Below are 22,096 nucleotides of genomic sequence, written 5' to 3' on the forward strand. Positions count from 1 at the left end.
GCTATCTTTGCGTAACAATGAAAACATTCAACGTTCCCGTCATATACCGCAGCCCGCTGATCTCCGCCATCAAACAGCAACGGAAGCAGCAGGACCGCATGAAGAAAGACTTCACGCCTACTTTGCTGGACTTCGGTCCCATCCGCATACAGCTCGCCCGGCACTTCGGTTTTTGCTACGGCGTGGAGAACGCGATAGAGATCGCTTTCAGAACGGTGGAGGAAAATGAAGGGAAACGCATCTTCCTGCTCAGCGAGATGATCCACAACCCCCAGGTGAACAACGACCTGCTTTCCCGCGGCGTACAATTCCTGATGGACACTTCCGGCCGCCAGCAGATCCCCTGGGAAACGCTGACAGCAGACGACATTGTGATCATCCCCGCCTTCGGCACCACCCTGGAGATCGAAGCAAAGCTGGAAGCCATCGGCATCACCCCGCTGCAGTACAATACCACCTGCCCCTTCGTGGAAAGGGTATGGAACAAGGCGGAGCAGATCGCCGGGAAAGATTATACCGTGATCGTGCACGGCAAGCCCAAACACGAAGAAACCCGCGCCACTTTTTCGCACAGCCGCCATCATACGCCTACCGTGGTGGTGAAAGACATGGATCAAACGCACCGCCTGGCCGCCTACATTCTCGGCACGGCGCCCGCGGAACAATTTTATGAAGAGTTCAAAGGCCAGTATTCTGAAGGTTTTGATGTACACCAGCACCTGCAACGGGTGGGCGTGGTGAACCAGACCACCATGCTGGCCTCCGAAACCCAGGCCATCGCCGATTATATCCGGCAGGCGATACAACAGCGCTACCAGCTGGCGGATGAACAGGTGCCTGAACGTTTTGCAGACACCCGCGATACGCTTTGCTACGCCACGAACGACAACCAGACTGCGGTAACCGGCATGCTGGAGGTACCGGCGGACCTTGCCATCGTGGTGGGCGGCTATAACAGCTCCAACACCTCGCACCTCGTAGAGCTTTGCGAAGAAAAACTGCCCACCTATTTCATTTCGTCGGAAGAAAAATTATTGTCGGCCAGCGAGCTGCTGCACTGGGACTTCCATCACCACCAGGAGCTGCACAGCCTGCAATTCCTTCCCGCAAAAGAGCCGGTGACCATCCTGCTCACCAGCGGCGCCTCCTGCCCTGACGCCATCGTGGAAGGCGTGATCCGGAAGCTGCTTTCCTTTTATGGACTTGCGCATAAGGTGGATGAAGCAGTGGCGCTTTTCAACTAAAAAAGTCAACATACCTGACGGCATTTGCGATGCATGAAAACAAAAAAGACACCATGAAAGGTGCCTTTTTTCTTTGGGGCTAATCAAACGCTAGTAATGCAGAGAAAATTCTTTTTAACAAACAATATATTTTCTTATTGTGATACAAATCTAATATGTATTGAAAGGGGCTGCAACCGCTATTTAATATCCGGTATGCTATTGGCGATAAGTGGCAAGATTGGGAGGGTATCTGGATGATATATTACCGCATCAGAATTGCATCGCCTTTTTAAGAAAATCCGCTTTGCGCCGCCGGGATACTTCCACCTGCGTGCCGTCGCTCATCAGCGCAAAACCTCCTTCTCCCTGAATATAAGACTCCATTTGCTGTAAATTTATCAGGTGGGAGTTGTGTATCCTGAAAAAATCCACATCCGTCAGCAGCTCTTCAAATTCTTTCAGCGGCTTGGACACGAGCAGCTGCTTCCGGTCTGTAAAAAAGATCTTCGTATAGTTGCCGGTGGATTCGCAGCGCACGATATTCTGTACCGGCATGAATACCAGCCCGTTGATCGTGGGCAGCGCGATCTTCTTATTGGTCTGCTGCATGGTTTTCATATTCTGCAGGAACACTTCCAGCGGCGCTATGCCGGCATCCTGCCTGTTGAGGCGCCGCTCATGGTATTTGCGGAGCGCTTCCTGCAGGTCCTGCACGCTGAAGGGTTTCAGCAGGTAATCCAGCGCGTTGAACTTGATCGCTTTCAGGGCGTATTGCTCATAGGCGGTGGTGAAGATCACGTCGAACAGTATCTTGTCGTAACACTTCAATAATTCGAAGCCGTTCTGATGGGGCATTTCAACATCCAGGAACACCAGGTCCGGCTGCAGTTCGTCGATATGCTGCTTTGCTTCGGCCACGCTGTTGACCCCGGCCAGTACGGTCACTTCAGGGCATTTCTTTTGCAGCATTGTTCTCAGGGCGTCTATACAATGCTGCTCGTCATCCACGATAATTGCTTTGATCTCGCTCATAACGGTGATATGGTTTTAAAACAGGAATTCTGCGGGTAATTTTATCCTGACCTGCGTGCCGGCGGCCTGCCCGCCATGATCTTCCAGGTCGTGCACCTCCACATTGGCGTCTTTCGTGTTGTTGATCTTGCGTATCAGCGCAATGCGGCCTTCCGTCACTTTCATGCCCATGGAATTGTGGGTGCGGTCTTTCTTCTCCTTGATCTCCATCGCCATTTTCCGGCCAATGCCATTGTCCGTCACCATCACTTCCAGCACTTTGCCGTTCAGCGACACGTTTATGTCCAGCCTTCCTTTTTTCTCCTTCCGGTGCACGAGGCCGTGCCAGATGGCATTTTCCACATAAGGCTGGATGATCATTGGCGGGATCAGCACTTCTTCGTCGTTGATGTTTTCCGCTACCTGTATGCGGTAGTCGAAAATATTATTGCAACGCAGCGCTTCCAGGTCCAGGTACAGGCGCAATGAATCCAGTTCCCTGTTCAGGGGAATGAAGGTATGCTGGGAATTGTCCAGGATCATGCGCATCAGCTTCGAGAACTTGGTAAGATAGTCGGATGCTTCTTCCTGGTTATTGCTCCAGATGTACCGGTGGATGGAGCTTAAAGAGTTGAAGATAAAATGTGGGTTCATCTGCGAGCGCAGGGAGCGCAGCTCCAGTTGCAGGGTCTGCCGGTTGGCCTGCAGGTTGCGGTGGCGGATGTAGAAGAAGCCGCCCACGATCAGCATGAACAGGAAGCCGGCCAGCGCAATGGCCAGCGCGAGGTTGCGGCGGATGCGCAACTGGTTAATGTCCTGCTCCTGCTGTAAAAGCCTGATCTGGTTGTCTTTCTGATGTACGTCGTACATGGCCTGCATCTGCGCAAATTCGGTGGTGGATTTTTCTTCCAGCAGGCTGTCTTTATACAAAAGGGAAATATTGGTATTGTTAATGGAGCTGTCGTATTCACCGGCCTTGTGAAAATTTTCGCCAAGGGCTTTATAGGCGTCCTGTAAAATGGACTTGAAGCCCCAGTGCAGGCCGAGGTCGATGGACTGGCGGATGTAGCCGCGCCCTTCTTCCAGTTTGTTTTCTTCATTCAGCAGGCGGCCGATGGAGAGATAGCTTTCGGCGAGGTGGATCTTGTCTTTTACCCGGTCGTTATCATTGATGACCAGCGCTTTCTGCATGTATTCTTTCGCAAGCGGATAGTTTTTCTTTTTCTGATAGGCGGTGCCCAGGCAGTTATAACAGATGGCCTGGCCTTTCAGGTCGTCGATCTGCTGGTTCACGGCGAGGGAGCGGTTATAATATTCGATGGCTTTATCCAGCTGGCCCAGTCCTTCGTAGGCATAGCCGAGGTTGCCCAGGTTGATGGCTACGCCGAGGGGGTTGTTGCTTTCTTCTTCGAGGCGGAGGCTTTTGGTAAATTCTTCGATCGCGTCGCGGTATTTGCCGGCGGAAAGCTGGATGTTGCCGATGGAATTGATGGCGATGGTGATATTGCGGACATCCTTGATCTTTTCGGCGGTCTTCAGCGCGCGGAAATGCACTTCAAAAGCTTTCTGCAGCATGTCCCGCCGGCGGTAGTCCACGCCCATGTTGTTCAGTGAAATAGCGGTGAGGCGGTCGTCGCGGATCTCTTCCGCGAACCGGAGGGCGCGCTCATGGTAATCCGCGGCAAGGATGTACTGGGATTTGTTGCGCTTGGCGGTGCCGAGCTCGTTGTAGGCTTCGGACAGGCCTTTATTGTAGCGGATCTTGTGGGACAGGGCGATGGCTTCCTGCAGGAAGGGGTTTTCCTGCCCGCGGCGGTCAAAGAAACGGAAGAAGTTCTTTGATTTCGCCAGGAGCCGGTGAACTTTCAGGGTATCGTTCGGCATCGACCTGATGGAATCCAGCGTGCGAAGTACCAGTAAAGAGTCCTGTCCGCATACATGCATCCACATGCCAACGAGAAGGACCACCGTGAAAATGACGCCTTTATGAGCCATGGTAAAAGGGTGAAACAGTAGCCACAAGGTAGAGATTTTAAATGAAATGCGAAGGGGCGAAAGAATTCGCCCCTTTCCTATTAACCGAATACACCTACTGAAAATATGAAACTGAGGCCGTCTTGCGACCGCATTCCACATTTAGTTTTAAAAGCAGCCAAATCCACGTGGGAATGGCTGTTGATTTATATAGTAGTTCGTTTATAGACGGTTAATAGCTGGTCTTTTACTGGATACACTCCGGATATGGCCGAAAGCCTTTTAATTTGGACAATCACGTGAACCGCTTCGTTGCGATAACAAGTTACGGGACCCGCAAAGCGCCATCCGGTAGCCTCTATCAATAAAAAATGCAACAAAGTTCAGGTTCTTTTCCAGGTATGATATAAAACTGGTCCAAATGTATACCGGCGTGCATCACTCACGTTCCGTTATAACGGAAAACAGGGCCAAGACCATTAAATTTTCGGAATTTCTAGAGGATGAGGTATTATTACTTGTTCAGGGATCGACGCCCCTGATATTCCAAAGGTAATAACTTTTCTTATAATGCAAAAAGAAATCAGGAAGAATGTGCCATGATTGCGTCTTCTACCCACTGCATCACCAGTTCCAGCTGCTCCTGCATTGTTAACTGACTGTTATCCAGCACAATAGCATCGTCGGCTTTGCGGAGGGGACTTACTTCCCGGTTGGCATCGATATAATCGCGCAGTTCCAGGTTCTCTTTCACTTCGTGCAGGGTGATATTTTTGTTCTTCTGATACAGTTCCTTGAACCTGCGCTCCACGCGGATCGCGGGGTCCGCGGTCATGAATATTTTCAGTTCCGCATGCGGAAAAACAACGGTGCCAATGTCGCGCCCGTCCATCACAATCCCTCTGCCCGCTCCCATCTTTTGCTGCTGCGCCACCGCGAACTCGCGTACTTCACGAACGGCGGCTACTTCACTGACCTTTTCCGCCACGAGCATTTCACGGATCATCTGCTCCACGTTCTCATCGTTCAGATACATGTCGCTTTGCCCGGAGATCTGGTTGTGGATGAATTCAAGACGGATATTGCCGAGTGCGTCCCTGACCTGCGCGGGATCGTTCCAGTCCATATGCTGCTGAATAAAATAAAGGGTGATCGCACGATACATGGCGCCGCTGTCTATATACAAATAGTTCAGCCGGCTGGCGAGTTGTTTTGCCAGCGTACTCTTTCCACAGGAAGAATACCCGTCTATCGTGATGATTATTTTTTTCAAGCCCCGGAATTTTGAGATGCAGGTTTAAACAATTGCTCTTGCAAAAGTAGCCGTAATTCCGGTAAAAATCAAGGAGAAATCAGCGCCGGTCGATCACCGTCACTTTATGCGTGCGCATCAGGCGGCTGGACTTTTTATCGTAGAACACGAGCAGGTAGGTGCCTTTGGCGAGGCCGTTCACGCGAATATCTCCCTCGCCCTGTATAGAATACTGGTTCACCACCTGCCCTACCATGTTCATGATCTGCATGATCATGTCCGTATGTTCGCCGCGCACCCTTACGTTGAAATGCCCGCTGCTCGGATTCGGCCACACTTCTATGCGCAGGAATGGCGGCACGGCCTTGATCCGGGAATAGCTTTCCCGGCCATTACGGGATACCGCGCGGATGCGGTAATAGGTCCATCCGTCATAACCGTTCGCGTCCGCATACCGGTAATCCTGCCGCACATTGGTATTGCCGCCCGGCACAGCGCTGCGCACTTCGCCGGTTTTGGTGAATGCCGTGTCCTTGTCGAAACGCCGCTCTATTTCATAGCGGTCGTTATTCATCTCGCGGCTCACGGCCCATTCCAGCTGCGCGAAGTGTTCGGAGAGGCGCCAGGCGTTGAGGTCCAGGAAAACGGCGGGTGCGTAAGGGCCGTAGGCGATGGAGGATTTCGCGAAATATTCATTGCTGCTGATGCCTTGCGGGAAAACGCGGTAGTGCATCGTGGCGTTTCTTAGTGTATTCGTAGTAGTTAGATTGCCGGGCAATGGGAAATTGTCCGGCTCCTCCAGGTAGTCCCAGGCATTGTTGATATAGCGGGAAAGATAGCTGGAACCACGGAAGGAGGCATAGTCGATGCCTTCATCGGCGTTCATGTGCTGGAGGGTTATTTTCGCTTCGTCGTTGTTATTATGCTCCCTGGCGATGTTCCAGGTTTTGTTCGTGAAATCCAGCCTGTTGGCGGGACCGGATATGGCGAACTGGTACACGCTGTCGAACACCCTCATCTTGAAATCATCCGCGGCGCCGCTGAATTCCAGTGCCGCGGGGGCGTATCCTGCCGTGGAAGTACCGATGGGAAATACCACTTTGCCTGCCGCGGCATCTACCTGCTCGCGGTACAGGAAACCACCGGCGATGTTGGCGCCCGTGACCACGAACGCCTGCTCACTGTAGCCGGTAATGGAGCCAGGCTGCCGGTCTCCCACCACCAGGTTCCACCCGTTCAGGAAGATGTGTCCGGTCATAAAATGCAGGTTGTTGCGGACCTTCATATCGCTGAGGTCTGACAGTAAAATACCGAGCCGGTTGTTCACCGCGAAATTCGGGAAAGTGCTGCCGGAGCGGGTTACCACGCTATATCCACCGAAAAGCTGCTGCGCCCCCTGGCTGCCGTACAACGGATTGTTCTCTGAAAAGCGGAACAGGCCACCTTTTCCGGAAAAGCCGTCTGTGCTTTCATCAGGGAACGTTGCACCGTTCCCGTTATTCCATGTTTTCCCGTAAAAATGTATTACCGCTACTGTGGAGGTACCGAAAGCGCCGTTGCTGGATACATTGCCGTAGATGCCCACGGGCTCGCTGCCGCTTACCTGCAACCGTGTATCCGGCGCGATGTACAGCCCCTGCTGCGCGCGGATGGATAACGGCAGAAGGAAGATCAGCGATATGACGAGCAGGTGTTTCATTTATTGCTTACTGATGACGTACCATCTGCTGACGCCATCCGATTGAAAAGTATAACAGCTGAGATTGACTGCATCAAACGAGAAAGAGGCACTTCCGTCGATGTCATCTGCACCTGTAGGCACTACTTCCACTGGGCGTGGCGTTGATCCGTCGAAGCGCTTTATTACATAGATCCTTCCCTTGCCGGACGCTGCCGGTGGCAGCGTTACCTGGAAATTACCGGCGCCGCCGGCGGGCGTTACAATTATCGTATAGTCGTCAGCGGTAGCTGCATACGGACTGTTGGTGGCGACCACGAGGTTGGTGGCCAGTGATCCGTTCACATGAAGGCGGGAGGAGGGATTGCTGGTGCCGATGCCGGTATTGCCGTTCGCATCTATGCGCATGGCTTCGGCCAGGTTGGTCTTGAATACAAGCGGCTGCGGGCCGGCGGTACCCAGAAAATGAAGCGCGGGGTCCACATTCGTATTACCCGCCATAGTCCAGAGATATTCTATTGCGGAAGCATCCGCCACCTGTTTCCATCCACTATTCTTTATCATCAATCTGTTCAGATCGGTGTTGAACACCAGCATGCCGTTGGCGGCGGTGTCCAACGGCGAAACGCCCAGCGCGGCGCTGCTTACACGCGGCAGCAAAAAGCCTTTTCTTTGCGTGCCTATTTCCAGCGCGGCATCTCCGCGGATAACGGCGGCATTCCCGCCGACCTTCAGCTGCGCCGCCAGCGGAACAGCGATGGCTATATATGCCAGCGATAAAAGTGCGGTTTTGCAATTCAAACGCATAGGTTCATGGATGTAGATATCAATGGAATGGATAGCTGTTTGTGTCCATCCATTCCATTGTATCCGGTTTTAGAGGCCGGCGCCCCTGCTCATGATATTCCAGTTCGTACCGTCGGACATTACGTTGAGCGTAGTGTTGGGAACGGTGATGGGCGTAGTGTTCTCGCCATGAAACTTGCCAGTGCCGCCGTTGGAAGCGATCACCACGGAGAAGTCTTCATTCAGCTCGTTCACAGGATTATCTTTCGCTTCTCTTTTGATCACGTATACACGGCCGGAGCAGGTCGTGGGGTCCGGTAAAGTGATGGTAACGTCGGTTGTGCCGGAAGGTTTCACGAAAACCAGGTAGTCCTGGTCCGTCAGGGTTTCATTGATGAAGACCCGGCGGAATTTCAGGCCCACGGAGCCGTTCACGCTGAGGCTGGATGTTCCGGGCGTTGAATTGTTGACGGTCACATTGCTGGCGAAGAGTTTGTGCCCGCCGAACGTTTGCTGGTCGTTGTTCACAAGACCGCGGTCGGTGGCCGTTGCCGCATCGGGAATATTGATGGTCACCTTGTTGGCCACGGCATCCGCCACTACATTAAAAGCAGCACCTGCCGAATCAACCGCAATGGTCATTCCCCCGTCTGCCGCAGCGCCCGCTACGCCGTTCACGGTAGCAATGCCGCCGTCCAGCTTCCATGCCGCGAGATTGAAGCGTTTTATTTCCGTATTTCCCGCGCCCTCCTGCACCAGCAGGTTATAGGATGCCGGAGCAGGACTTGGCGCGTATAATGAAGGAAAGCCAATGTTCAGTTTACCTTTCACGTCCAGGTTACCGCCTCCGGTACCGTTATCCACCGTTACATTATTGCTGAAAGTGGTAAGGCCGGAGAATGTTTTGTCGCCACCGAAAGTCTGCGCGCCAATGTTCACGATACCCGGTGCAGCGGCAGTTGCTTCACCCAATGCTATTTCAAAGCCTCCGCTTCCGTCCGCCGTAACGGTCGCGCCATTCGTACCCTGTGAGCCGTCCGTGATCGGGGTGGCCATGCTCACGCCGGCGGTGGCCATGTGATCAAATCTCACCCAGTCTGCATAGCTGATGAAACCCTGTGCCTGTGCGGGGTTGGCGCCGCTCATTACCGGCAGGTTCAGCGTCAGTTCGCCTGGTGTGGAGGCGTCTATTTCACCTGTCTCGTAACCGGTGCCCGCGCCGATCTTCAATGTCAGTGCGCCGGATTGCCCGTTCATGGATTCCACCATCGTGAGGCTGAGGGATTTTCTTTTCACTGTGCCGTCAGCAGCCAGCAACAGCACCTGGTTCTCTGTGTTGTCTACCGGGATGCCGGCTGCCGCCAGTATCAGCTGTCCCGTTTCTGTGATCTTGAAACGTTCTACCGCGTCGGTCTTAATGATCACGGGCTGTGCGTCTGTTGTACCCAGGAACTGGTTGGCCGGATCAATGGAGAGGTTACCGCCGAGTTTCCAGGAGCCGTCCGCCAGATCGCTGCCGGCCAGCTTCACCCAGTTACCCGCGCCGGTGCCGGCGGTTTGTTTCACATAAAGACCAGGGCCCTGGTGGCTGGAGCCGGTGTAATAGACTACCATGCCCACCGTGGCGTCCACGCCGGTCATAGCGGTAAAACCGGCATCATTCAGCCGGGGCAGCAGCAGGCCCTTCCGGTTGCTTTCCAGTTCGAGGAGCGCATTCGGATCCACCACAGCGGGATTACCCCCGATCTTGACCTGTGCTTTAAGACTGTCGTAGGAGAAGAACAACAGCGCAGCCAGCAACATACTGGCAATACGTAGCGATTTTTTCATAGGAAATAGGTTAAAAAATATAGGTTATCAGTTAAGGTTTTGTCATTAAAAATAGGATAGCGCTGATCCTGTTTCCGTCCCCCCGAAGTGTCTTTCAAGCTACTGATTCCGCAGGATAACAATGCATGTACAATATTACATATATAATTTGATTAATACATATTATTTGTGAGGTTTTTTGATGATTTAACACTGGTGATTTGATTCACAATTGGTTGGAAAAAAAGGGAGCTGAAGTCTGCATGAGGGAATCGGCATCCGCATGGGGGAGCCGGCATCTGCATGAAGCTAACGGAGCTTGCATGGAGGAACGGGCATCCGCATAAGGAACCGCATAAAAAGGGCTGACCAAATGTTTGGTCAGCCCCCGTTTTATAGCAAGTCTTCAATTATGCTTCTGATTTCTCGGGTTTACTTCTCGAAGGATTTTTCAAAGTAAACACCAGTTTCTGGTTTTCCTTGTCGAGGTCCGCGATGAGGATATCTCCGTTATGAATATTCATATTGAGGATCTCTTCGGCCAGCGGATCTTCCAGGTATTTCTGGATGGCACGGTGCAGCGGGCGGGCGCCGAACTGCTGATCGTATCCTTTCTCGGCGAGGAACCCTTTGGCCTCGTCTGTCAGTTCCAGGCTGAAGCCGAGGTTCTGCAGGCGTACGAGCACTCCTTTCATTGTGATATCTATAATGGTATAGATATGCTCTTTGGAGAGGGAGTTGAAGATGATCACATCGTCTATCCTGTTCAGGAACTCGGGGGAGAAGGTGCGTTTCAGCGCTTTCTCGATCACGGCCTTGGTGTTCTCTTCTTCGCTCACCTGCCTTGCGCTGGTGGTGAAGCCTACGCCGGCGCCGAAGTCTTTCAGCTGGCGTACACCGATGTTGGAGGTCATGATGATGAGCGTGTTCTTGAAGTCCACTTTCCGGCCCAGACCGTCCGTGAGGATACCGTCATCGAGCACTTGCAGCAGGATGTTATAGATATCCGGATGGGCTTTTTCGATCTCGTCGAGCAGGATCACGGAATAAGGCTTGCGGCGCACCTTTTCGGTCAGCTGACCGCCTTCTTCGTACCCTACATATCCCGGAGGCGCGCCAATGAGGCGGCTTACAGAAAATTTCTCCATGTATTCGCTCATGTCGATGCGGATCAGCGCATCTTCGGAGTCGAACATATATTTGGCGAGCGCTTTGGCCAGCTCGGTTTTACCCACACCGGTGGGGCCGAGGAAGATGAAAGTTCCGATCGGTTTTTTCGGGTCTTTCAGCCCTACGCGGTTACGTTGGATGGCTTTGGTGACCTTGCTGATGGCTTCATCCTGTCCCACTACGGCTCCTTTCAGGTCTTCACCCATTCTGCGGAGCTTTTCATTTTCCGCCTGCACCATTCTCTTCACGGGGATGCCGGTCATCATGCTCACCACTTCCGCGATGGCTTCTTCATCAATGGGGTAGCGTTTGTGCTTCACCTCTTCTTCCCACTCGCTTTTGGCCTTTTCGAGGTCTTCGCCGAGTTTCTTTTCAGTGTCGCGCAGGGCGGCGGCTTCTTCGAAGCGCTGGCTCTTCACTACTTTATTTTTTTCCTGCTTGATGTCTTCGATCTGTTTTTCGAGGTCGAGGATATTTTGCGGAACATTGATGTTCTTGAGGTGCACGCGCGCGCCTACTTCATCGAGTACGTCGATGGCCTTGTCCGGCAGCAGGCGGTCCGTCATATAGCGGTCGCTGAGCTTTACGCAGGCGTCGATGGCGTCATCGGCGTAGCTGACGTTGTGGTATTCTTCGTAGCGCGGTTTGATGTTGTTGAGGATCTGGATGGTTTCCTCCACGGTGGGGGGATCTACCATTACTTTCTGGAACCTGCGGTCGAGGGCGCCATCTTTTTCAATATACATGCGGTACTCGTCCAGCGTGGAGGCGCCGATGCATTGAAGTTCGCCGCGCGCGAGGGCGGGTTTGAAGATATTGGAAGCGTCCAGTGAGCCGGAAGCACCGCCCGCGCCCACAATGGTGTGGATCTCGTCGATGAACAGGATCACGTCACGGTTCTTTTCCAGTTCGTTCATGATGGCTTTCATCCTTTCCTCGAACTGGCCGCGGTATTTCGTACCGGCTACCAGGGCTGCGAGGTCCAGGCTTACCACCCTTTTGTCGAACAGCACGCGGGATACTTTGCGCTGTACAATGCGGAGGGCGAGCCCTTCCACGATGGCGGTCTTACCTACACCGGGCTCACCGATGAGGATGGGATTGTTCTTTTTACGGCGGGAAAGTATCTGCGATACACGCTCTATTTCCTGCTCGCGGCCAACGATCGGGTCCAGGCTGCCGCTTTCAGCGAGCTTGGTGATGTCACGGCCAAAGTTGTCGAGTACAGGAGTTTTGGACTTGGTATTGGTCTGTTTCGCTTTGGAAGCGTAACTTTTCCGTTCGTCTTCGAACTCCTCTTCTCCGGGATCATCGAATTCTGCTTTCGGATCGGCAGATTTTACGAAGCCCAGTTCGTTTTTAAAAGTATCGTAGTCCACGTCAAACTGTTGAAGGATTTGAGTACATACGTTTTCTTTATTCTTGAGGATGGAAAGCATGAGGTGCTCTGTTTCAACCGTTGGGCTTTTGAGCGCCTTTGCTTCCAGCACGGTAACACGGATCACTTTCTCTGCCTGCCTCGTTAAAGGTAAACTGTTGATATTCGCGATATTCTTGCCCGTCTTGTCCTTGATAGCCAGTTCCACTTCTTTGCGCAGTTCATAGAGATCTACGTTCAAAGCCTGTAGAATTTTAACAGCCGTCCCCTCACCTTCCCGAATAATGCCCAGCAGCAGGTGTTCCGTACCGATGAAATCATTTCCCAAGCGTAAAGCCTCCTCCCTGCTAAACGAAATGATCTCCTTGACTTGCGGTGAAAAATTCTGATCCATTGTAGATGATTTTTTGGTTAAACCCTTACGGGGGCTTGCTTATACAATATTACCAAATAAATTTGGATTTACTTTTTATCCTTGCACATTTATACTTTAGATTTGCTGTTGCCTCTGGGGGCCCTGTCTTGTATACTTACGAGAAGAAGGATGTCTTGTATTGAATGCGGTTTACTTCAGGCAAGGACTTTAACGGCGAGGGTTCCTTTAAGCGATGAATCCTTTTTTTTAAATGTAAGAAAATAACATCCGGCATTATGCAATTCAAAATTGATACCAAAGAAAAAATAGTGATTTTCCGGCTGGAAGAAACAACACTGGATGCTAAAATGTCAGATGAGCTGGAAAGCGCTATAGGGAATATTCCATCACTGGAAGAGAAGAACCTTATACTGGACCTGCATTCCCTTGAGTCCGCGGATGAATCCGGCCTCAAAGCCATTTTTACAGTATACGACCGTCAATATCAACGCGGACTTTCGGCCGCTATTGCCCGCCTTAACAGAACTTTAACTACTGCGCTCTCCGGCGCCTACCCGCAAATGCTGAATATCGTTCCCACAGAATCGGAAGCCATCGACATGATCATGATGGAAGATTTCGAGCGGGAACTGGACCTGGACGAGGAATAACGCGGTTAACCCGTAATTGTGGACGATTGACTATTTTCGCTATATGTTCGCGGTAACAATTTTAGGTAACAATTCGGCCATTCCTACTCCGGACAGGCATCCCACCGCGCAGGTGATCACTTATAATGACCAGCTGATACTGGTAGACTGCGGCGAAGGCACACAAATGCAGCTCACCCGCTACAAGATCAAACGCAGCCGGCTCCGGCATATCCTCATCAGCCATCTGCACGGCGATCATTACTTCGGACTGATCGGCCTGATCAACAGCCTGAGCCTCCTCGGCCGCACAGACCCGCTGTCCGTCTACGGCCCCCCCGAACTGGAAGAGATCATCCACCTGCAGCTGCGCGCCGCCGCTACCGTACTGAAATTCGACCTGCAATTCCACCCGCTCCTGCCGGACAAAACCGGCTTCCTGCTGGCGGAAAAAGACCTGGAAGTGCACTACTTCCCCACCAAACACCGCATCCCCTGCTACGGCTTTTCGTTTTCCATGCAGCGCAAAAAACGCCGGATCGTGCCGGAACAGGCCAGGGTATACGAAATTCCCGCCGCCTACTTCTCTCGCCTGCAGGAAGGTGCCGACTATGAACGGAAAGATGGCACGATCGTGAAAAACGACTGGGTCACCCTCCCGCCCCCCAAAGGCAAAAAGTACGTGTACTGCGCCGATTCCATTTATGACGAAGACCTCATCCCCCACCTCCAGGGCGCCGATGTGGTCTACCACGAAGCCACCTACCTGCACGGCCTCCTGGAACGCGCTACAGACCGCTATCACAGCACCTCCGTACAAGCTGCCACGCTCGCCCTGAAAGCCAACGCCAAACGCCTGCTCATCGGGCATTTCTCCTCCAAATACACCGAACTGGAACCCTTCCTGGAAGAATCCCGCCCCGTTTTCGCCCAGACCGAACTCGCACTGGAAGGCGTTACCTACCTGATATAAGGTAAACACATGCTTATGAAATACTTATAATTAGGTATTGCGAAATATCATACATGATTTAATTTTGCACCATAACAAATTCCTATAACTATGAAACGAGCAGCACTGTTTGCGTCCGTAATGTTATGTCTTTGCCTGAACGTATTCGCGCAGGATTCCCTGGAAACCGCCGATGCCCCGGACCGCAGGACCCGGCTCCGCAACCAGCCTTACTTCAGCAACATCGTTAAAACCAACCTTTCCACCCTCGCCCTCAACAACTACAGCCTTACCTACGAACGCCTGCTGACGCGCAAGATCTCCGCATCTCTCGGCTGGCGCTATATGCCCAACACCTATATGACCAAAACCGCGCTCATGGGAGAGGTGATGAAATATTTCGAGGACGGGGAAGACGGTATGAGCGAGCAACTGGACCAGCTGAAAATGGGCGGCAACGCCATCACCGCCGAAGTCCGCTTCTACACCGGCCGCAGGCCGGGCGCAAAGGGCTTCTATGCGGGAGTGTACGGCCGTTACTCGTCTTTTAAATATGATTATCCTTATGATTTTGAAGACCCCACCGGCGAGGTCACCCGCGTTCCCTTCAAAGGAAAAAGCAGCGGCATCGGCGGAGGCATTATCCTCGGCGGGCAATTCAACATCCACAAACGGATAGTGGTGGACCTATTTATCATTGGGGGTCATTATGGCAGCTTCAGCGGCAAAGTGGACGGCCTCACCGACCTGAGCGACCTGGACGCGCAGGACAAAGCCGACCTGAAAGAGGAACTGGAATCGCTGATCCAGATCGGCGACAAGAAAAATATCACCGCCAATGTGAGCGACGACGGCATCCGCGCGGACGTGAGCATGCCCTTTGTGGGCCTCCGCGGACTGGGATTGACGATCGGATTTGCTTTTTAGATTTAGATTGGATAACCTACGACTGAAAAAAGCATCGTTCCGGCGATGCTTTTTTAGTTTCACCCTATAAGCTAAAAAAGGGCTAACATCATCAAGATGTCAACCCTTTCAATTAAATATTATCCTTATATCAATACCCCTTCAGGTATGCATTTATCTTCTCATGCAATTCCCCGCTCACCGGTACGATCGGCAGGCGGAACGTATTCTCCACGATCTTGCCGTAATGCAGGAACGCTTTTATGCCGGCGGGGTTGTTCTCCGCAAACATCAGGTCGAAGCCTTTGAGCATTTTATAATGCAGCTTCCGCGCGGCTTCAAAATCCCCCTGCAGCGCCACTTTCACCATTTCGGAAAAATCCTTCGCGAAATAATTGGCGGCTACAGAGATCACGCCGTCCATTCCGCAGGCCAGCTGCGGCATCGCCACGCCGTCGTCGCCGCTGATCACCAGGAAGCCTTCGGGCTTGTCGCGGATGATCTCCATACATTGCAGCATGTCGCCGGACGCCTCTTTCATGGCGATCACATTTTCCACTTCCCGGGCAATGCGCAGCGTGGTGGCGGCGGTCATGTTACGGCCGGTGCGCGCGGGCACATTGTAGAGAATGATGGGTTTGGGAGATGCTGCCGCAATGGCTTTATAGTGCTGGAAGATCCCTTCCTGCGTGGGTTTGCTGTAATAAGGCGCTACGCTCAGCACGGCGGCGGCTTCATCGAGCGGACATTTTTCCAGCCTGCTCACCACGTCCTGCGTGCTGTAATCCCCCACTCCTACAACAACAGGCACCCGTTTCGCCACCTTTTCGAACGTAAACTTTATCAGGTCCAGCTTCTCATCGGAAGACAAAGTTGGCGTTTCGCCGGTGGTACCCAGGGTCACCACATAATTTACACCACCTCCGATCACGTGATCGATCAGTCTTTCCAGACCTTTCCAGTCAATCGCGCCCTGTGTGGTGAAGGGCGTTACCAGCGCCACGCCGGTACCCCTCAGTTGTTGCTGTAACATATTTAATGGTGTATCAATAGCAATTAAAAGCCCCGAAAAAATGCAAAGATGAAAATTTGGATCGGTTCCCGCAATAAAAGACCGTTAATTTATTCAACGCTCCTCAAAAAAGCCCATGCTGGAAAACTTCTCGATCCTTTGCTCGATGCGAACGTCCGGATTGATCTTCTTCAGTTCCGCCAGGGTTTCCTTCAGCTTTATTTTCAGCGTATCGGCGATCTCCTCATGGTTGGAATGGGCGCCGCCGACCGGCTCTTTGATCACGCCGTCCACCAGCCCGAACTGGCTCATGTATTCGGAGGTGAGCTTCAGCTCTTCCGCCGCCTTTTCCTTGAAATTCCAGCTGCGCCAGAGGATCGTGGAGCAGTTCTCGGGGGAGATCACGGTATACCAGCTGTTTTCCAGCATAAAAATGCGGTCGCCCATGCCAATGCCCAAAGCACCGCCGGAAGCGCCTTCCCCGATGATCACGCAGATCACCGGCACCCGCAGCTTCACCATTTCAAAAAGGTTCCGCGCAATCGCCTCGCCCTGCCCGCGCTCTTCGGCTTCCAGTCCGGGATATGCGCCCGGCGTATCTATCAGGGTGATAATGGGTTTGTTGAACCGCTCCGCCAGCTTCATCAGGCGCAACGCCTTGCGGTACCCTTCCGGGTTGGCCATGCCGAAGTTCCGGATCTGGCGCATTTTCGTATTTACTCCTTTCTGCTGCCCGATGAACATCACGGTTTCCCCGTCGAGGTCAGCAAATCCGCCTACCATGGCCTTGTCGTCCTTCACATTCCGGTCCCCGTGCAGCTCTATGAAATTGGTGGTCATCCGCTCGATATACTCCATGGTGTAAGGCCGGTCCGGATGACGGCTGAGCTGTACTTTCTGCCAGCTGGTAAGACTTTTATAGATCTGTTGCTTGGTATCGATGATCTTTTGTTCGTACTCATTCACGGTTGCGGAAACATCTACGCCTGACTTCTCTCCATTCTCCTTCAGCTTCGCGAGTTGTTCATACAGGTCCGCAATCGGTTTTTCAAAATCCAGAAATTGCATACTCAGGTTTAAAAAGGTTAAAGTACATCATAAAGATAGTAAACCCTCACAAGTGGCCCAAGGGAGCCACCGGCACAGGGATTTGCACAGGGCGGCAAATGTAGTATAATTAGGATGATATAACAATATCCCTTCTTATTTCATTGAATATCCGTCAATTACGCAGATTGAAAAATCAGTTTTCCAAAAAAGCCGGGTTGATGGAAATCCGGGCGCTCCGTTTTAATGCCGTTCCAGGCCAGGTATTGCGGATGCGGCAGGTCGTCCCCGCATTTGTAAAAGTTGCCGCGGGCGGTACGCCCTGTGAGTGAGGTGATATTGAATAGGCTCACCGGGATCACTGCGATCAGCTCCCAGTAAACGTCCTTTTCCGTTTTGATGACCGTTCCGCGCCGGATCGTGGCGATCTCTTCCGCAGACCGGTATTTGCGCTCGCCGCGGGTAGCCGGACCGTAAGCCGATAAACAGGTGCCGATGCAGTTGAACTCGAAATTGTGATAAGTGCCGTCCCCCGCAATGTCCAGGAAAAACTCCACGCAGCTATCGCGGTACACCGGGTCATTGGGTTGCAGATACACCGCTTTCACCGCTTCTTCCTTCACCATGTATTGCAGGAAAATGGACGTGCCGTTGTGCGCGATCCGGAACGAAACTTCCGGCACCGGCCCTTCGCCCGGCCATGGCATGATGTTGATGACATGTTTTTCCACGGCGGCCATCAGGCCCGAGATCTCGTATAAAGACCTTTCACTGCTCAACGTGGGCATCAGGGGAACGGATAACTGTTTCATTATTTGTTATTTGGAACGATCAATAATCTGCCATCGCGGCTGGTAGCGGGCAAGGTGATTTCCAGCATGCCGGGATAAGGCGCGGCGGCCGGGATTTCCTGCCCGTTGAAAGTAACACGGTAACCGGATGACGGGTTCATGCAAACCAGCATGGAACGTTTATGCGGCGCCGTTACTTTGTCGAACGCCAGCGCGGCATCCAGTTTCGTAAAGTCAGCGTCAAACGACCGCTGTTTGATCCTTGTTTCAAAACCTGTTGTTACGGTGCCGGGCTTGTAGTAAGCCGCGAACCAGGACAATACCGGTGTTGACAACCCGGAAAACTGGTGCCAGCCCGCACCGCGGCCGGTCTTCGCAAAAAAGTGCTCGAAGGTGTAATAGGATTCGTCCGCTTCGCGGCTGTAGACTTCCAGTCCTTTTTTGGCGATCCGCTGCGCAAGGTCCGCCCGCCCCAGGTCCAGCATGCACTTCCACATGAACCATTGATGCGGCATCCACACGGCGCCGTTCCAGTAGCCGTCCGGCCGGTAATAGGGCGCGGACTGGTCCACTACACAAATGCCGGAGGGCGTCCACATATGTTTGTCAGAAAAGATCCTGCTGAGCAGGGAATCTTCCTGGGCCGGCGTACAGATGCCCGCGAACAGGGGATATGCGCCATCCAGCCCCATGTTCATATCTGTTTGCGTATCATTTGTAAACCGGCCGGCGGCATTGCCTTTTTCATCATGCACCACATAGCTGAAATAGCCGCTGGCGGGATTCCAGGCGTGCTTTTGTATAGCAGTTGAAAATAACCGGATGTCTTTATCGTAGGCTTTCAGGTCTTCCTTTTTCCCCAACGCTTCCGCCGCCATGCGCAACATTTTCGCAACACGTATGCAGTGCGCGGTGTTGGAAACCGGCGCTACCGTTCTGGTGAGCTTTTGCCGGTGAACGGCTACCTGCGCCGGATAATCATCCCAGCCGCCGGAGTTATAGAAATAATCCCAGGTTTTGATCAACCCCGATGGGAAACGGGTGGTAGAGCTGCCGGAGCGGCCTGCCAGGAATTCATAATATTGTTTCAGGCGGGGATAAAAGTATTGCAGCAATTCGGCTGACTGCGTTCTGTTCCAGAGGTCAAAGAAGGCGTACATCTGTACGGGTACGGGCGAGCCGTGATGAATGAACGCGGATTGATCACCGAGTGAAGTGGTGTAAGCGTTGATACAATCCAGTGCGCGGTCGGGATTCACTTCATTCAGGCCGAGCGCAATGAACCCCGCATCCCAGGTGTACAGGATATTCCACCATTTACCCGGGTTAAAATGACGGATGTAGCTGCGTTGCGTATAGATCGGGTAAACGATGTTGGACAACAGTGTGGCCCGCAGCAATTGCTGACTGAAAACGAACGGTTTGCCTTCCGGCAGAATGCCCGCGAACGGGTCTTCGGGCTTTCGCTGCTGCACGGCGCTCCGCAAGGCGGCAAATTCTTGCAGTTTCGCAGAAGCCTGTTCCTTGCTGCCGGTGGACAGCATGGCGTAGATGGTGCGGTCGCTTTGCGGCGCCACTTCAACGGGACGAATGAACAGGTTGGTATAATGCCCGTTGTTGTTGCCGTTGAAAACCGTGCTGGTATGGTTGTGCACCAGCTTCCGGAAATAAATGTCCAGCTCATCGTTTTTCACCTGCCGCAATTCCGCATTTTCCTCTTCCCATGCCAGGCCGTAGTGAACGGGTACGTCCGCGTATTTCAGGAGTACGCTGCGGGAGTGCCGGGATTGTTCGGGCTGGAAGCGCTTCGGGTTGGCAGCGATCTCCGGCTGCGGGGCGCCGTCAGGTATGATGAAAAAGCCGTTCAGCTCCGCGCCTTCATTGTTTGCGGAAGTAAGTGTGAATGTATGTTCCCCTGCGCCGGAAAAAACGTAAGGCACCTCCATGTAAACAAATTCACCGGTGCCTTCCCATTTTATCGCACTTTGAGCACTTTGAGAAAGACCGCCGATCTGAAAACGGCATTGCGCGCCTTTCTTCAGGCGGTAACGGAAACGGATCATGCCTTTCCGCTCATTATCTTTTATGTTGATGGCATATGTCACCTTCGCGAAACGCTGCGCGATGGCAGACCCGTCCACATAATCATCTCCTCTTACCTCCCCCCGTTTATAGCCAAGATGCACCAGGTTATCCTGCGGGCGGACCGTCGCAAAGTCCAGCGACCGGTAATCCACCGCGTTCTGCCAGCGGCCCGTGGCGACTTTCACCGAAGGATGCACGTCCGGATAATCGATGTAGGCCATCATGTTGAGGTTCAGGGTCTGCGGGAGGGTGGTGTTGTTCACACATTTCGCCGCCACCAGCACGGATGATGAATCGATCACATGATAGGTAACGTCTACGTACACACGATCTTTCCATTCCAGTTCGTAACGGTAGGTGATGCGCCGCTGGTCAGCACTGATATTCCAGGGATAGTACCCGGATTCGAACAGCACGTTTGGCACCAGCATTTTATTACGGTAGAAGCCGGGCATCACGGAAAAATCGAACCGGATGCCGGACTGCATTTCCGGGATGTGGGAGATGCCCGCGTACTTTTTGGAATACGGGCCCCAGGGAAGCAGCCGGATGTCGTGGGTCCCATCGAGTTGCGCCGGCTGAATGCTGATTTGCGGGAAAGCCGTGCCGCAGCATAGCCATCCCGCAAGCAGCAGGTATAATTTCTTCATGGTTGTACGGTTACCGCTTTGCGGAGTGCTTCGGTAGTGGTGTAATATTTTGCGATCATGTTCGGCACTTCCCAGGCAGGCATACTGCCCTCCTGCAGGAACCGGAGGTACTTCTTCGTTACTTCTCCGAAGTGCGCTTCATGGCCGGTTTTGTATTTTTCGGGGATGATCACTTCCCATCCTTCGGCCGCTTTCTGCACCGTTACGCCCGGGTATTTTGAAAGCACCTGCTGCAGCTCGTCCTGCCAGGCTTTGCTTTCGCCGTCTTCCGGCTGATGCGGCTGGATGTACAGTACCGGCTTGTACTGCTGCTCCGCGCCCTGCCGGATCAGCAGGTTGGCCTTTGTGCCCCGCATCAGCGAATAATGCGTGTCCCCGGTGCCTTCCGGCGCCTGGAAGTTCCACATCACGGCCACTTTTGCATGTACGTTTTTAAGGGTATAGTTGATCTCGCCATTGGCATACACATTCAGCACGCTATCCTGCAAATCCTTTTGCAGATAATCCGGCCATGCGTCCGTGTTGGTCACCAGTTTGAACTGGGCCGGCGTGAGCTTCGTAGGCCAGCGGCGGGCGCTGTCGATCGCAATGTCTTTCGTATAGTCCAGCGTTACTTCCGGGAAGCAGGTCCACTGAATGAGGTCCACCAGGTGGGTGGTCACATCCACAATCCCCTCTCCCGCCTGCGTTACATCAAAGAACCAGGCCGGCCGTACCAGCGGTTTACCGGCTACATATTTAAAGAAATGATGCACACTTTCCTTTATAACCGCCGGCTCTTCCGCGGTTCCCTGCTGCAGGGTACCGAAAACGCCGGGCAGTTGCGACAGCTCGCGCTGCAGCATGCTGGTAATCTCATAGCGTTCGGTCATGATGTCATACAACAGCACTTTTTTCTCCGCGGCCGTTTTAAACGCGTTTTGCAAGGTGGCGAAACCTTCCGGCGTGATCGCCATGGGTTTGTCTGCCAGCACATTCAGTCCGGCCGCTATCGATTTGCTGATGTAGTCGATCTTCTTGCCGTTGTTCCCGGCCAGTACCACCACGTTACCCGCCTTTTCAGCCAGCATCTTCTCAAAATAGTCAGGCCCTTTGTATACTTCTTCTTTCCAGCTGGTAGGCGCTTCCGCGCGGCTATTGAACTGTTCGATCATCCCCAGGTAAGACGCCACATCATTTCCCTCCGGCGCGTACACATGTACTACGGAGTCAACGCCTGGATACATGGATTTCTGTACCAGCGCGGCGTGAAAGTGCCCGGGATCGAGGGTGATGAAGGATACCTGTTTCATGTCCGGTTCGTTTTTGCATCCCTGGAAGAAAACAGCCGCCAGCAGCAATGTACGTTTGATGTAATGCATGAT

The 22,096-nt window shown here is 52.9% G+C and carries 16 protein-coding genes; 4 read left to right on the forward strand and 12 right to left on the reverse strand.

Annotation, left to right across the window (positions count from 1 at the left end; genetic code table 11):
* The first annotated feature begins 17 nt into the window (after positions 1-17).
* Positions 18-1,244, forward strand: a complete 1,227-nt coding sequence (locus CCY01nite_RS01255) for a 4-hydroxy-3-methylbut-2-enyl diphosphate reductase (RefSeq protein ID WP_146857489.1) — start codon at positions 18-20, stop codon at positions 1,242-1,244.
* Between the two features lie 252 nt (positions 1,245-1,496).
* On the opposite strand, the gene CCY01nite_RS01260 is transcribed toward CCY01nite_RS01255, so the two are convergent.
* From CCY01nite_RS01260 to CCY01nite_RS01290, 7 genes are all read right to left on the reverse strand, one after another.
* On the reverse strand, positions 1,497-2,258 hold the full coding sequence (locus CCY01nite_RS01260) for a LytR/AlgR family response regulator transcription factor (RefSeq protein ID WP_146857490.1): 762 nt from the start codon (positions 2,256-2,258) through the stop codon (positions 1,497-1,499).
* Positions 2,259-2,273: 15 nt separating this feature from the next.
* Positions 2,274-4,232 (reverse strand): tetratricopeptide repeat-containing sensor histidine kinase, encoded by a 1,959-nt coding sequence (locus CCY01nite_RS01265; protein WP_186830840.1) that lies wholly within the window; start codon positions 4,230-4,232, stop codon positions 2,274-2,276.
* Positions 4,233-4,794: 562 nt separating this feature from the next.
* Positions 4,795-5,484, reverse strand: a complete 690-nt coding sequence (gene cmk, locus CCY01nite_RS01270; protein WP_146857492.1) for a (d)CMP kinase — start codon at positions 5,482-5,484, stop codon at positions 4,795-4,797.
* Positions 5,485-5,563: 79 nt separating this feature from the next.
* Positions 5,564-7,162, reverse strand: a complete 1,599-nt coding sequence (locus CCY01nite_RS01275; protein ID WP_146857493.1) for a T9SS type A sorting domain-containing protein — start codon at positions 7,160-7,162, stop codon at positions 5,564-5,566.
* The gene (locus CCY01nite_RS01280) at positions 7,163-7,948 is read right to left on the reverse strand and encodes a phage tail-like protein (RefSeq protein WP_146857494.1); all 786 of its coding nucleotides are present in this window, start codon (positions 7,946-7,948) and stop codon (positions 7,163-7,165) included.
* Between the two features lie 69 nt (positions 7,949-8,017).
* A complete protein-coding gene (locus CCY01nite_RS01285) occupies positions 8,018-9,757 on the reverse strand; it encodes a phage tail-like protein (protein ID WP_146857495.1) in 1,740 nt (579 codons plus the stop codon).
* Between the two features lie 389 nt (positions 9,758-10,146).
* Positions 10,147-12,678 (reverse strand): ATP-dependent Clp protease ATP-binding subunit, encoded by a 2,532-nt coding sequence (locus CCY01nite_RS01290; protein ID WP_146857496.1) that lies wholly within the window; start codon positions 12,676-12,678, stop codon positions 10,147-10,149.
* A gap of 257 nt (positions 12,679-12,935) precedes the next feature.
* On the opposite strand from CCY01nite_RS01290, the gene CCY01nite_RS01295 reads away from it, so the two are divergent.
* From CCY01nite_RS01295 to CCY01nite_RS01305, 3 genes are all read left to right on the forward strand, one after another.
* Entirely contained in the window at positions 12,936-13,310 is a 375-nt protein-coding gene (locus CCY01nite_RS01295; RefSeq protein WP_146857497.1) for an STAS domain-containing protein, read from the forward strand.
* Positions 13,311-13,353: 43 nt separating this feature from the next.
* Entirely contained in the window at positions 13,354-14,262 is a 909-nt protein-coding gene (locus CCY01nite_RS01300) for a ribonuclease Z (RefSeq protein WP_146857498.1), read from the forward strand.
* Positions 14,263-14,352: 90 nt separating this feature from the next.
* Complete coding sequence (locus CCY01nite_RS01305; protein WP_146857499.1) at positions 14,353-15,168, forward strand: DUF3575 domain-containing protein; 816 nt, start codon at positions 14,353-14,355, stop codon at positions 15,166-15,168.
* A 130-nt stretch (positions 15,169-15,298) separates the two neighbouring features.
* On the opposite strand, the gene dapA is transcribed toward CCY01nite_RS01305, so the two are convergent.
* From dapA to CCY01nite_RS01330, 5 genes are all read right to left on the reverse strand, one after another.
* A complete protein-coding gene (dapA, locus tag CCY01nite_RS01310) occupies positions 15,299-16,180 on the reverse strand; it encodes a 4-hydroxy-tetrahydrodipicolinate synthase (RefSeq protein WP_146857500.1) in 882 nt (293 codons plus the stop codon).
* A 93-nt stretch (positions 16,181-16,273) separates the two neighbouring features.
* On the reverse strand, positions 16,274-17,227 hold the full coding sequence (locus tag CCY01nite_RS01315; protein ID WP_146857501.1) for an acetyl-CoA carboxylase carboxyltransferase subunit alpha: 954 nt from the start codon (positions 17,225-17,227) through the stop codon (positions 16,274-16,276).
* Between the two features lie 158 nt (positions 17,228-17,385).
* Positions 17,386-18,018, reverse strand: coding sequence for a carbohydrate-binding family 9-like protein (locus CCY01nite_RS01320; protein WP_146857502.1), 633 nt, complete (start codon positions 18,016-18,018; stop codon positions 17,386-17,388).
* Positions 18,018-20,732, reverse strand: a complete 2,715-nt coding sequence (locus CCY01nite_RS01325) for an MGH1-like glycoside hydrolase domain-containing protein (protein ID WP_146857503.1) — start codon at positions 20,730-20,732, stop codon at positions 18,018-18,020. Before CCY01nite_RS01325 ends, CCY01nite_RS01320 begins: the two co-directional genes overlap by 1 nt.
* Positions 20,729-22,093, reverse strand: coding sequence for a putative oxidoreductase C-terminal domain-containing protein (locus CCY01nite_RS01330; protein ID WP_146857504.1), 1,365 nt, complete (start codon positions 22,091-22,093; stop codon positions 20,729-20,731). The genes CCY01nite_RS01325 and CCY01nite_RS01330 overlap by 4 nt, the downstream gene beginning before the upstream one ends.
* Between the last annotated feature and the right edge of the window lie 3 nt (positions 22,094-22,096).

Origin of the sequence: Chitinophaga cymbidii (assembly GCF_007992715.1) — a bacterium.
GTDB lineage: Bacteria > Bacteroidota > Bacteroidia > Chitinophagales > Chitinophagaceae > Chitinophaga > Chitinophaga cymbidii.

Coding starts and splice junctions, on each gene's coding strand:
- CCY01nite_RS01280 (WP_146857494.1), bottom strand. CDS start 7,948: ATGCGTTTGAATTGCAAAACCGCACTTTTATCGCTGGCATATATAGCC.
- CCY01nite_RS01330 (WP_146857504.1), bottom strand. CDS start 22,093: ATGCATTACATCAAACGTACATTGCTGCTGGCGGCTGTTTTCTTCCAG.
- CCY01nite_RS01260 (WP_146857490.1), bottom strand. CDS start 2,258: ATGAGCGAGATCAAAGCAATTATCGTGGATGACGAGCAGCATTGTATA.
- CCY01nite_RS01325 (WP_146857503.1), bottom strand. CDS start 20,732: ATGAAGAAATTATACCTGCTGCTTGCGGGATGGCTATGCTGCGGCACG.
- CCY01nite_RS01285 (WP_146857495.1), bottom strand. CDS start 9,757: ATGAAAAAATCGCTACGTATTGCCAGTATGTTGCTGGCTGCGCTGTTG.
- CCY01nite_RS01315 (WP_146857501.1), bottom strand. CDS start 17,227: ATGCAATTTCTGGATTTTGAAAAACCGATTGCGGACCTGTATGAACAA.
- CCY01nite_RS01275 (WP_146857493.1), bottom strand. CDS start 7,162: ATGAAACACCTGCTCGTCATATCGCTGATCTTCCTTCTGCCGTTATCC.
- CCY01nite_RS01290 (WP_146857496.1), bottom strand. CDS start 12,678: ATGGATCAGAATTTTTCACCGCAAGTCAAGGAGATCATTTCGTTTAGC.
- CCY01nite_RS01305 (WP_146857499.1), top strand. CDS start 14,353: ATGAAACGAGCAGCACTGTTTGCGTCCGTAATGTTATGTCTTTGCCTG.
- CCY01nite_RS01255 (WP_146857489.1), top strand. CDS start 18: ATGAAAACATTCAACGTTCCCGTCATATACCGCAGCCCGCTGATCTCC.
- CCY01nite_RS01300 (WP_146857498.1), top strand. CDS start 13,354: ATGTTCGCGGTAACAATTTTAGGTAACAATTCGGCCATTCCTACTCCG.
- dapA (WP_146857500.1), bottom strand. CDS start 16,180: ATGTTACAGCAACAACTGAGGGGTACCGGCGTGGCGCTGGTAACGCCC.
- CCY01nite_RS01265 (WP_186830840.1), bottom strand. CDS start 4,232: ATGGCTCATAAAGGCGTCATTTTCACGGTGGTCCTTCTCGTTGGCATG.
- CCY01nite_RS01320 (WP_146857502.1), bottom strand. CDS start 18,018: ATGAAACAGTTATCCGTTCCCCTGATGCCCACGTTGAGCAGTGAAAGG.
- CCY01nite_RS01295 (WP_146857497.1), top strand. CDS start 12,936: ATGCAATTCAAAATTGATACCAAAGAAAAAATAGTGATTTTCCGGCTG.